This window comes from Bacillus sp. CCNWLW194 (assembly GCF_037120585.1).
Lineage (GTDB): Bacteria > Bacillota > Bacilli > Bacillales > Bacillaceae_G > Bacillus_A > Bacillus_A basilensis.
Map to the genome: position 1 here is coordinate 1 of NZ_JBBBBL010000039.1, position 11,230 is coordinate 11,230.

Consider the following 11,230-nt stretch of genomic DNA (forward strand, 5'->3'; position numbering starts at 1 on the left):
TCATTAACATAAGAAAATAGTAACGTGCTTTTAACTTCAAAAATAGTCTAAATCCTTAAGTTGATGGATGTGGGGTACCGCCACATGCCCATCAAGCGTTTACTTTTATCCTTCATGACAATGCCTTTCTTCTTTTCTCGTATGGCTTGATTTTTCAGACGTGTTTACGTTTGATCATCGGTTAAACAATGTATAATGACATGTGCTGAAAGTTTCTGATTTTGGCCAATGTATGCCTCGTAGATTTCCATCGTTTCGTCAGGGATTAGGTCAGACAGCATTTGTGTCATATCAAGCTGGATGTATTCTGTTTGCTTTTTTAACGTACCGTTGTTGAAGTATTCTGGCTCAAGGTTTTTGATATAAATACGTGTATTCAACTGCAACCGCGAGATGTAGTAAGCTCCTATATCATGAATGGTTTGTAAGTCTACTAAATCGAAGTAACCAAGATTACGTAAACACAAATCGCCTACTTCTACGGTTTCAAGACAGATGGTACCATCTGTTTTATCATTATTCTTTCCTGGTCCAAGTTGCAAATTAAGGAATTGACCACTAAGTAAATTATATTTTAATTTGATTTTCACGCCTACCTTATTACTACTCCCACCTGAACCTTGATAGTCAGTGGTAAATTGGCCAGGTAGTTGAAATACTGTTGCATCGAGAATACGATTGAAAGTAGAGATTATGTGTGCAGAAAGTGAGTGATTTGAACAGAGTCCTTGTGTGAGAAGAGAAGTAAAGACTTTTCGAAGAAATGTGACAGCTGCTGGATTAAAGCGTTGATTCAGTCCTTCTGGATTCATGAGTGTAGCTGCATTTGCATAAAGGTGACACATAATCGAGTGAGAGAATAACTTGCTACATGTTGACTGATCCAAATACATAAAGCAGCCAAATCTCGTGCGCCATACTTACTTTTACGTTTTACAAATCCTGTCTCCTGTGCGAGTTGTGGAAAAACATATTGAGATAGATATCGCTGTAGTTCTTCAGCGAATAAATTAAACCCACCTTGAATCGATAGGTTCATACTAAATCACCTTCCTTTCTGTATATTTCTACAATAAGAATAGTGTTTTTTTTCGTTATATGGATATAAAATTATTTTAATTTGATGGGAAAGTGTTGTGCACAGCTATTTAATAGACTAGAGAAAAGGTATAAGTAATGGATGTCACGGAAAAAAACGGGAAAATATAATAGACTTAGAAAGAACTATTTATTACTGTCGAGAGGAGCGAGTTATATGAATGTTAAAATAGACAAAAAAACAATTACAACAGACCGGCTTTATATGAGAAAAGTAAGTTTAGAAGATATTGATGATATTTATAACATCGTAAAACAAGATACAGTCGGTAAATGGCTTGCAGCATCTAGAGGGATGACAAAAGAAGAAGCAAAGATATATGTTGAAAAATTCGTAGATCATTGGAATCTATATGGCTTTGGTGTATGGACAGTATAAAATAAAAGTACTGAGGAGATTATAGGACATTGTGGCTTAAGATATGTAGATCAAAAAGAAGATGAAGTTGAGATTATGTACCTTTTAGATCCTGCATCTTGGGGAAGTGGTTATGCAACCGAAGCAGCAAAAGCTTCTATTCAGTACGCTGCTAACTCGATGGAAATTAAAAAACTAATTGCGAGAATTAAAATTACAAATGATAAATCAAAAAAGGTATTGACTCGGGTTCCAATTTTCTTATGATAAGGATTATCCAGGGAAAAAACTATCTCATTATGAAATAAAATTGAAGTCATAAACAATTTTAAAGAACAAAATTCATGGAAAGAGGATACGGAAACGATTCGAGGTATGAGGGGCCACTATGAAAAAAAATCTAATTGATACAATAAAAACCGTAGAAATTAAATATTTCCACGGTTTTTATTTTTACCTAAGATCCTTTTAATTATTTTACAACAATATAGAACTTACCTGGCATTTCATTTTGTGCATCTTGAAATGTTTCTAAAATCAAATCTGCTTCTTCACTTAACATATCCTGGCTTTCTTTAAAAAATTCCCATTCTATCGTTAAAGGAAGAGTAACCCATGCTGTTAAGCAATCCCATAACGCATTTGCATTCTCACCATAGTAATCTGGAAGATCTAATTTGTTTTTTAATGTTTTATGCAGTACATCTTTACTTGTAAACATCCGTCCATCTAAATGTATTTTTTCCATAACTAAATTCCTCTCTACTTTATTTCAGTAAACGTTTTGTAATGTTCTGAGGTCTTATATACCAATCCATCACTAGAATAAAGAATTCTATCATTACCTCGATATCCTGATAAATAATTAATATCAGCTTCATACCAGACTCTACCTAGGGCATTTGGTAAAGGGTTTCCTTTATTTTTGAACACATTGCCACCTATACTTTTTCCAGGAGCTACCTTATGAAGGTTTCCATCCTTATTAACCCAACCAAGTGCTTCTGCTTGTTCTTTCGTGATATAATTATCCGGTAATTTCTTGTTTTGTTTTATATACTGAGCAACTTCATCAAAACCAGTAGGATACTTCGTGAATTTTGTGTTTTTGGCTGCCGCTTCTAAAGCCTTACCTTTCTTCTCAAGATCACCAATCTTTCCGAAAACTTTACCAACAACTCGTGTTGTATCACCAGATACGGCAGCCAGTGTCCCCCATGTATAATCTTCTGGACCACATTTTTGACCTGTTACTAAGTCTTCACCTTTTATGAGTTGTCCTATTTCTTTTCCTGTACCAACTATAGGCGTAATACCCAATATGAAAGATAAATCTCCATCATTCTTACGATCATATACTCTAGATGGATCCGCACCTAAATCACGTAGTGCATTACTCAAGTCAATATTTCCAATGTTTTTGGCTGCTGCAGGTACATCAATTTTATAACTCGCAATTTTATTAGCAGAGTCCATCATATTATTCGCAGCATCTAATCCAGACATAATATCTGTATGAATAGTCGGGAATGCTTGTTGGGCTTCTGCAACATGCGTTGAGACACTATTAATTAGTCCATTTTTGGTCATATGAAAGATAAATTGATTACAAAGATTGTCAAACCTTTGAATCCCTTGAGCTCAACATAAAGGATTATATAGAGGAGTATAATTATAATCGTTATCAGTGGACATTAAAAAAGATGGCCCCGATCGAATATCGGAACCATCTTTTAAGTACTTGATTTTTTAGAGCTTTTTTATTAAACTGCCCATTTTATAGGGTACAGTTCACAAAATACCGTAGCTATTTTAAAAGCAACATAAGAATATCGACAGTTCTAAAAACACTAATAGTTAGCTGCCTCATTAACCCGTACTTATAAATAGGAGAAGTGATCATTATTATAGCTAGGGTTGAAAACCTTATTAAAGTTCACATAAAAAAAGTAGGGGAAGCCCCTACTTTTTTCATTCACTCCTTATTCTAAAATCTCTTTCTTATTACCAATACGTACTTCACCTTCATGATAAAACTCTATTGCATATCCTAGATTTGGAGAATAGAGCCAAGTATCAAAACTGACTGCTGTAACATCATCAATCACCTGTAGTATTTGATGTAAATTCGTTTTTATGATTGGTAAGGATGCTTCATCCCAAATAATATAAATGATATAAGAGTCTAAACTGTATTGTTTATTTAGATACGCTTCTATATCATCCAAATAAACGATATTTTGGAAATCACAGAATTTATCCCAATCAATTCTGGCCCAACTTGTAATTGGAAATGAGTTTTCAAAGCTATCTAAGATTTTTTCTTTCTCTTTACCTTCAAAAACTACTATATTTTCTCCTAATGCCTCGATACATTCGTCTAACAAAGTTGCCATTATATTTATCACCTTACTTGTTTAAATGTTTTAATAGTGATTTAAATAACTCTTCATCACCTTCTATTGGAATTGCATATTTAGTAGATTTACTTCCTTTACCGTTTCTAAAATCCTCTACATTCATATGTAGACCTTTTTCAGGATCATAATCTAATCGCCATCTTGCTTTTTTATCAGCAGTTTGTCTTCCAATTACTTTACCATATCCTGCACTTTTTTTCATTGTTCCAACCATTGGAATAGAGTCGCTACCTAAATTCCCTAAAAGATCCATTGCTTGATTTCTAGCTTGTTCATAGGTTTTGACTTTATCAAGAACAATTTCACCCGATTGAGCACCTTTTGAAACTTTGCCTAGTTTCTGTGCATTTTTCTCAAGATCGCCAAGTTTACCAAATGTACGGCCAATTATTTTTGTTGTACCGCCAGTAACTGCAGCAAGCGTTCCTGTTACAAATTCACTTGGACCATATTTTTCATGAGTAAACATATCCTCACCCGTAAAGAGCTGGATACCTTGTTTTAGTTCTCCAAATCCAGGAGTAATATCAAGCAGGAATGAAGTTTGTTGAGCAGAACGTTTTTCTTCTTCCAAATACTCCTTCATTTTTTCAGGTGGCACACCAAAATCACGTAAAGTGTTTCTTAGTCCATCCATATTCCCTATATTTTTGGATGCCGCAGGCACATCAATTTTATAACTCGCAATTTTATTAGCAGAATCCATCATGTTATTAGCAGCATCTAATCCAGACAGAATATCTGTATGGATAGTTGGGAATGCTTGTTGCGCTTCTGCAACGTGCGTTGTAACACTATTAACTAGTTCATCAGCCATTACTGCTTGTTTATGAATTGATGCTCCGGCTTTTTGTACAGAATCTCCAAATTTTATAAAACTTTTATTTACTACGCGTAAATCATCGGCCATTTGTTTATATTCAGGTAGTCTACTTTTAAATCCTTCTTGCATGGCAGTAAGTTGCTGTCCGTAGTCACGAACACCATCTGCAAATTTACTGATTTCACTTTGTGGTAATGAGCCAATCCATTTTTCTGCTGGTTCAACATACATTTCATCGAATACAGGCCAGAAGAAAGTTATTTCATTAGTAAAAACTATCACACCTTGGGCTACGGCTTCCAAAGTATCTGCATACCATTCCACCATTTGTTTTTTATACTCTGGTATCCCGTTAGCATAATTTTGAAGTTTAATTTTATCTTGTTGTGCTAAGTTTTTACCATTTTGTATTTGTTGAATAATGTTTCCTGAATCTTGATTCGCTTTATCTATCACCATAATGCTATCTTTTAGCAGCATTAATTTGTGGATCTTGCCAAAATCCTCATTCATCATCTCTAAAGTAGCGATGGTAGAATTGTATTTTTCTTTTATAGCTGGATCAGCTTCTTTTTCGTAGATTTTATTCACTAAATTCGTCATATCAGAATTTTTTATGGTAGTTAGAAATCCTGATAAGCTTGCTGCAAGTTCACTTGAATCTACTAGAGCCATGTCATAATTTTTAGTTTCTTTTGCTTTTTTAAAGCGTTCGGAATATATTTTTACCAACTCTGCAGTAGTTTTTAAATCTGCAATGTCCTGACGAATTGTATCTATTTTATTAGACAAAGATTGATCAAAAACGACTACAAATAATTTTTTTACAACATAAGTTTGACCCTTATAGTTCACCTTAAACCATAGAGGACCATCTTCCCCAACTATTTCAAGAATTTCATCGTCACCAATTTTTATAGGATCATATCCTCTTGTAACTGTTCTGGATTTATATATATTATGGTCGAGGGATTTGATCGTTACCCAGCCTTTTACCATTTTACCTGTTCTATCAAATTGGAATTGTTTTCCTTTGTAGTTTACATCGCCTTTTTGAATCACACCGTTATCGTCCGCATAATACCAATGAGTAGTTTGAGAGAACCATCCTTTTTGTGCAACTCCACTTACCGTATCAAAATAGTAGTCCTTTCCGTCTACAGTATTCCATCCTGAAGCTAGTTTACCATTTTTATCGAAGAGATAGGTATCATCCCCTGAACGTAATAATCCAGTATGTTTCACGCCTGGTTTGTCATAATAGTATTTCTTTTCTCCATCTACAACCCAGCCAACCGCGTTATTATTTTTTATACTTGATGTTGCCATAATTGTCTTATATAAGAACATAGAAAATTGCTCTCTAGTAACAATGCCATTTGGATTAAAATTGCCGTCACCTGTACCACTTGTTATTTTGTTACCAGCTAATATTTTCACATATTCGTTGGCCCAGTGACCTTTCATATCCACAAACTCAAAATTCCCTTGTGGTTTTAAATCGAATGCTTTTACAAGTACAGTTGCCATTTCAGCACGTGTCATATTATTTTTCGGATTGAATTTTTTCTCAGTATTTACACTGAAAATACCACGTGCCGTAAGTGCCAAAATTTCCTTTTTGAAACCACTGTTACCAATATCAACAAATGGATTATTGGTGCTATCTTGCGGTTTTAAATATCGATACAAGAAAGCAGCAAGATGTTCGCGAATAATAGGATCCGTAGCACCGAAATACCCATTTCCGTATCCCGTTATAATCTTATTCTCAGCCATATACATCATTTCTTTATACGCCCAGTGTGTTTTAGGAACGTCAATAAAAGATGATGAATTCACTTGACCATTTTGTTCTGCATACGCTGTTCCTACTGTACTGAATAATAAAATACATACCATAAAACTTAAAAATAATTTCTTAATTGTATTCATAATAGCTCCTATTCAATTGGTAAAAATATAATTGCAAAATTAGCACTTATTTTATCCTTCATTTACGGCGTTTTATATAATTATCAAATTTCTATTCATACTGATATTTCGCATAAGGACAACCTAAGTCATTCTGTCTAAACAATAATTAATTCATAAGATGTTTCATTTTTTAAATATAGTAGCCCGTTTATGGAACCTTCTTAATATATAGTAAAACCAAGTTTTTTAATTTAAAAATCCCTTAGTGTAAAATCCGCATTATGATACCAATCCCCTTTCTATTTGACGCGGCCTATTTGATTTAAAACTTCGACTTCCTCCGTAAACATTGGTGCATAGATAGAAAATAGTTAAAATAATGATAATATAAGTCCTATGATTTTCTTCATACTCGCACCTCCTTATCAATTCTTAAAAACCTTTTAATTATATATTAGGTTTAATTGGTATTAAAACGAAAAATATAAATATGCATAATTGCATATTTACCTTCTCGATAGAGTGTACCCTATTGAGAAGAAATCCTTTCCTTGATATTATTTAGTCTCAGATACTCTCAATAACACTTATCAAAAATGAAATTGGAATGAGGAGAACAATGGTTTATGGATAAGCTCATGTCAGTGCACAAGATTAAAATCTAGATACACAGATTGAACAGCTCATGAAATATGGAATAGATGAAATTATTAAAGAAAAGCAACTTACGGGAATAAAGTTAGCGAAACAAAAAGGAGTGTATAGAGGAAGATTGAAGAAATGTTAAGGAGAAAAACATAGCTATAAACGTAATACAAAAATTTATATATATGCATAATTTCATATAAAATCACTAATGATAATGTTATACTAATATTAACCAAGAAGCATCCAACAAACTATGATTAATCACTACATTTTCTTTCATAGCATGTCAACGTAAAAAAAAACACTTTCTATTGTGTCTTTTTTTACGCTTTGAGATGAATACATTGACTCAATACTTATATTGGACTAGTTTTTAAAACAATTTTAACTTTATACATTTATTATTTAACTATTAACAATCCTTTTTACATCTTCTACACTTACTGAAGTTTCTCCCTCTATGATTCCAACTGAAACACCTAAATTAAAAAAGTTTTGTATTAAATGAATTCTTTCTTGTTCTCTGGCTTTTTGATCAACCTCTAATAATTTTTGTAATAAATCTGTACTCATTGTAGAAACTCCTCTTAATTTTTTTAATAACAAAGCTACTCAACCATGTTCTCTGTTTTCTTAGAATTTTTTTTATTATAAAGAAAAGCTGATGGATAACCACCCCCATCAGCTTTTCTTTTTCTTGCTATTCAATCAGAAGCTAACCGTCGCTGCTTCCTCTCCTGAACTAATCATTCGTTGTTCAATCTTTCCTAGCAGTTCCTTTATCTTATCTGAATAAAGTTTAACTGCTTTCGTAGATTGAGCATTCATAAGCTCTTCTGTCCATTCTGCTAAATCTTCCTTTTCTTGATCATCTAGATACTCAAAAACTTCCTTTCGAGACATGGGGCTCACCTCAACTCAACTCTTTGTATTTGGCCATTACATAACCAAATCTCCTCATCTCTCTATTTCTATTTATACCAGATTACTCCTCTTTCATTCCTTATTCTTTTTTTCGAGTTCGGTCAATTTCTTTGAAATTGACTGAATCTCGTTGCTTTTGACTTGTTCCGTTGCCAAGCGATTGTGCAGCAAGAAAGCTTGCCCTGAAACCCCAGCAAGAATACTCACCTTAAGAATTTCCATCATTGTTTCAGGGTTAAACATTGCGACACCAACGAGTGAAGCAATACTTCCTACAAACATCTCTCCCAAGAAACCTGGGTGAAATGCAAGCTTGCTCTTACGAGGCAACAAAAACTTTTTGTTTGTGATGTAATGACTAGCCAATCCTGAGACCATACCAGCCACAACTGACACAATTACTGTAACCAACATAATATGCACCCCTTTTCGAAAAACTTTTGACATTGCAGCAGCAGTTTCTATTTACTAATTAGTTCTTATGACATAGCATCACCCCTTTCAGGCAAAAACAAATAACCTTCCAGGAAAATGAATTGTTTACACAATGAAATAAAGTAACATAAAGTTCCTTTTTGTGTAATTTCATTAACCCGAAAGGTTATAAGTAATTAGTGATATAAAAAAGAAAAAGAAAAAAATGCAACTAAATTATATCACAATGAAGTTTGTTTTATCTTTAAATTCAGAAAATTTTTCTGTTATTTAACTTTCTCAAGTTAACAAATCAAATTCTTCGATACTTTTACACTTTCTAATAATTCGAAAGCCTGATTATTATTTATTTTTTTCAATCTGCCATCAATTATGCTGTAGATTACACTACAACTTTGATGAATACAGAATTCCAGTATCTCAAATGCTACCTGTTTTTCCTCAACGAAATCCACTGCATCATTCCTTGTAATCTTGTGTAAAATAGTATGATTTCCAACTATTTTAGTCCACATATAATCAACAGCTGCCACTATAGATTCAGGTTGAAAGTTCTGATCCAATAGCTCTTTAACCGAAAATGAACCTTCAAGTATAAACTTTAGAACTTTTGCTAAATCAATAGGTACCATTTAATTAGCCACATCTGATTCACGATTATTCATCTCTAACAAACAATTCTCAAATTCTTTGTAATTAAAGACGGGCGCTTTTTTTATTATTTTCATAGTCGATATATCCACCCTTCTTAGAAAATAAAAAAGACAAGGAATTGATCCTCGTCTTTTTCATAACTGCCGTTAATTTTTCTCTTCATATTCGATTACCATAACCAAAAGCGGTTGGCCTTGTTCACGTTCCATAAACCCGCTCGGTGTTATTTTTTCAACTATTTTTCCAGGATTATCACAATACTTCAAAAAACCATTCACTTCATCATCAATTCTTAATGCATCAGCAATAACAGTTCTAATTTGCAACATAATAAAACCCTCCAAATAATTTTTTATTTTAAATATGTAATCTCAGAAATCCGAAATCCATCTATTTCTGGTGCATATTTAAATTCCAGGATTAAGTCGTTTTGTTTTACCAAAAACAATCCTTTTTTTACTTTTGTAACTGTTCTTGGTTTTTCATAATTAAATAGAATTGGCTTACTTTTATAAGTAACTTTGTAGTTCTTATTTGTACTAAAATAGTCTGATGTAAATTCATCAGCTAATTCTGCAGTAGTTACATGATTTCCTAAAAACATTTCTAGTTCTTTTTTATTTTGATAAATGGTTAAGTGGCCGTTCTTATCAATATCATCAAATATTAATTTGAATTGCCCTCCTAAGTCATTAATCACATTTTGTGATAATTCATCTTCAAACAAATAATCGTATTGAATTTTTTGTTTCAAATCTTCTACTTTGATTGAAGTTAAAGCATCTGTTTGAGGTTCATCCTTTATAAAGGTGTTATAAAAAACAAACATCATAGCTAAAACGCCTAACACTAAAAACAATCTCTTAATCTTCATAAATTCTTCATCCTTTCACAATGTGATGTTCTCCAAAAAACGCAAAAAAGCCCTTTTCGGAGTTATATTTAAAAAGAAAGTAAAAGTAAAAAACTTAAACTATCTTTGAAAATCGAAACCCCGAAAGGGCTATAGTGATTATAGATATAAAAAATTGAAATTTAAAAAAGGTATACTTAATTTTAACAAATTGCATCTATAAAAACAACAATATTCAGAATGTTTAATCCATTAATTTTATGTTATGATGAATATTATAAACCCTCAGAATGGAGTTTGATTTACAATTGAAAAAACGTCTAATTTCTGTTTTTCCAATATTAATATTTATAATTGGCGTTACCTTACTTTTACTAAGACAGTTCGTTTTTTTTCCATATAAGGTTTCTGGAGTCTCTATGGAAAATACCTTATTTAATAATGACAAGGTTTTAATTAATCACCTCACCCATTCAATAGACGATCTGCAAAGATTTGATATAGTTGTTGTTAATCCCCACCTAGAAAACACTTCTAATAATAAAACAATTATAAAAAGAGTAATTGGTTTACCTGGAGATACAATAGAATATAAATCACAGCAGCTTTATATAAATGGACTTGTGGTAAAAGATCTATACGCAAAAGGTAATACAGCTGATTTTTCATTAAAAAGTATTTCCGGTTTCGATAAGGTTCCGAATAATACAATTTTTGTATTAGGAGATAATCGCGAAGAAAGCTTAGACAGTAGATTTAAAGAAATAGGATTTATATCTTTGAATGATATTGAAGGTAAGGTAATTTTACGCTATAAACCATTAAATAAATTTATGAAATTTTAATACAATTAATTAAATATATAAAAAGGTCCAACTGTAGGACAGTCGGACCTTTTTACAATATGATTTTGATTAGTTAAGTTCGACTGATAAAAAACTTATAGATGAACCTTCTAAAATCTTCGCTATTATAAATTTCCGCTAAAATCTTATTTAGCTACATCATTAGAATTTGATGCAATTGACACTCCCACGGCTAAAGCCGCAAGTCCTACACCTTACGGTGTAACGGATGGGATTCTTGAATGACTAAGCATT

The 11,230-nt window shown here is 32.5% G+C and carries 11 protein-coding genes and 3 pseudogenes; 3 read left to right on the forward strand and 11 right to left on the reverse strand.

Annotated elements, in window-relative coordinates:
* Positions 1-56: 56 nt before the first annotated feature.
* Positions 57-1,039: pseudogene (locus V7S50_RS33640) on the reverse strand (IS4 family transposase); the annotation flags it as partial.
* A gap of 216 nt (positions 1,040-1,255) precedes the next feature.
* On the opposite strand from V7S50_RS33640, the pseudogene V7S50_RS33645 reads away from it, so the two are divergent.
* Positions 1,256-1,778 (forward strand): annotated as a pseudogene (locus V7S50_RS33645) (GNAT family N-acetyltransferase).
* A 150-nt stretch (positions 1,779-1,928) separates the two neighbouring features.
* Here V7S50_RS33645 and V7S50_RS33650 read toward each other — a convergent pair.
* Positions 1,929-2,204 carry a barstar family protein gene (locus tag V7S50_RS33650; protein WP_336376841.1) on the reverse strand — a complete coding sequence of 92 codons (276 nt, stop codon included), beginning with the start codon at positions 2,202-2,204 and terminating at the stop codon, positions 1,929-1,931.
* A gap of 14 nt (positions 2,205-2,218) precedes the next feature.
* Positions 2,219-2,956 (reverse strand): annotated as a pseudogene (locus tag V7S50_RS33655) (ribonuclease domain-containing protein); the annotation flags it as partial.
* Positions 2,957-3,057: 101 nt separating this feature from the next.
* Here V7S50_RS33655 and V7S50_RS34235 point away from each other — a divergent pair.
* Positions 3,058-3,201: an IS3 family transposase gene (locus V7S50_RS34235; protein WP_442896557.1), complete on the forward strand. Its 144-nt coding sequence runs from the start codon at positions 3,058-3,060 to the stop codon at positions 3,199-3,201.
* A 237-nt stretch (positions 3,202-3,438) separates the two neighbouring features.
* Here the strand turns inward: V7S50_RS34235 and V7S50_RS33665 are convergent, their stop codons facing one another.
* The 8 genes from V7S50_RS33665 to V7S50_RS33700 form a co-directional block, all read right to left on the reverse strand.
* Positions 3,439-3,852 carry a CDI toxin immunity protein gene (locus V7S50_RS33665; protein ID WP_336376840.1) on the reverse strand — a complete coding sequence of 138 codons (414 nt, stop codon included), beginning with the start codon at positions 3,850-3,852 and terminating at the stop codon, positions 3,439-3,441.
* 13 nt (positions 3,853-3,865) lie between these two features.
* Positions 3,866-6,634, reverse strand: a complete 2,769-nt coding sequence (locus V7S50_RS33670; RefSeq protein WP_336376839.1) for an S-layer homology domain-containing protein — start codon at positions 6,632-6,634, stop codon at positions 3,866-3,868.
* A gap of 1,035 nt (positions 6,635-7,669) precedes the next feature.
* Positions 7,670-7,837, reverse strand: a complete 168-nt coding sequence (locus V7S50_RS33675; RefSeq protein ID WP_336376838.1) for a hypothetical protein — start codon at positions 7,835-7,837, stop codon at positions 7,670-7,672.
* A 135-nt stretch (positions 7,838-7,972) separates the two neighbouring features.
* Entirely contained in the window at positions 7,973-8,167 is a 195-nt protein-coding gene (locus V7S50_RS33680; protein ID WP_336376837.1) for a hypothetical protein, read from the reverse strand.
* A 93-nt stretch (positions 8,168-8,260) separates the two neighbouring features.
* Complete coding sequence (locus V7S50_RS33685) at positions 8,261-8,602, reverse strand: DUF4257 domain-containing protein (RefSeq protein WP_017657949.1); 342 nt, start codon at positions 8,600-8,602, stop codon at positions 8,261-8,263.
* Positions 8,603-8,907: 305 nt separating this feature from the next.
* Positions 8,908-9,255, reverse strand: a complete 348-nt coding sequence (locus V7S50_RS33690) for a hypothetical protein (protein WP_274450641.1) — start codon at positions 9,253-9,255, stop codon at positions 8,908-8,910.
* A gap of 168 nt (positions 9,256-9,423) precedes the next feature.
* Positions 9,424-9,606, reverse strand: a complete 183-nt coding sequence (locus V7S50_RS33695) for a hypothetical protein (protein ID WP_336376836.1) — start codon at positions 9,604-9,606, stop codon at positions 9,424-9,426.
* A 23-nt stretch (positions 9,607-9,629) separates the two neighbouring features.
* Positions 9,630-10,151, reverse strand: coding sequence for a peptide ABC transporter ATP-binding protein (locus tag V7S50_RS33700; protein ID WP_336376835.1), 522 nt, complete (start codon positions 10,149-10,151; stop codon positions 9,630-9,632).
* 269 nt (positions 10,152-10,420) lie between these two features.
* On the opposite strand from V7S50_RS33700, the gene lepB reads away from it, so the two are divergent.
* Positions 10,421-10,975, forward strand: a complete 555-nt coding sequence (lepB, locus tag V7S50_RS33705; RefSeq protein ID WP_336376834.1) for a signal peptidase I — start codon at positions 10,421-10,423, stop codon at positions 10,973-10,975.
* The last annotated feature ends 255 nt before the right edge of the window (positions 10,976-11,230 follow it).

Excerpts from the sequence above, each read along its gene's own strand:
- V7S50_RS33690 (WP_274450641.1), bottom strand. The coding sequence starts at position 9,255 with ATGGTACCTATTGATTTAGCAAAAGTTCTAAAGTTTATACTTGAAGGT.
- lepB (WP_336376834.1), top strand. The coding sequence starts at position 10,421 with ATGGAGTTTGATTTACAATTGAAAAAACGTCTAATTTCTGTTTTTCCA.
- V7S50_RS33695 (WP_336376836.1), bottom strand. The coding sequence starts at position 9,606 with ATGTTGCAAATTAGAACTGTTATTGCTGATGCATTAAGAATTGATGAT.
- V7S50_RS33700 (WP_336376835.1), bottom strand. The coding sequence starts at position 10,151 with ATGAAGATTAAGAGATTGTTTTTAGTGTTAGGCGTTTTAGCTATGATG.
- V7S50_RS33680 (WP_336376837.1), bottom strand. The coding sequence starts at position 8,167 with ATGTCTCGAAAGGAAGTTTTTGAGTATCTAGATGATCAAGAAAAGGAA.
- V7S50_RS33665 (WP_336376840.1), bottom strand. The coding sequence starts at position 3,852 with ATGGCAACTTTGTTAGACGAATGTATCGAGGCATTAGGAGAAAATATA.
- V7S50_RS33675 (WP_336376838.1), bottom strand. The coding sequence starts at position 7,837 with ATGAGTACAGATTTATTACAAAAATTATTAGAGGTTGATCAAAAAGCC.
- V7S50_RS33650 (WP_336376841.1), bottom strand. The coding sequence starts at position 2,204 with ATGGAAAAAATACATTTAGATGGACGGATGTTTACAAGTAAAGATGTA.
- V7S50_RS33670 (WP_336376839.1), bottom strand. The coding sequence starts at position 6,634 with ATGAATACAATTAAGAAATTATTTTTAAGTTTTATGGTATGTATTTTA.
- V7S50_RS33685 (WP_017657949.1), bottom strand. The coding sequence starts at position 8,602 with ATGTTGGTTACAGTAATTGTGTCAGTTGTGGCTGGTATGGTCTCAGGA.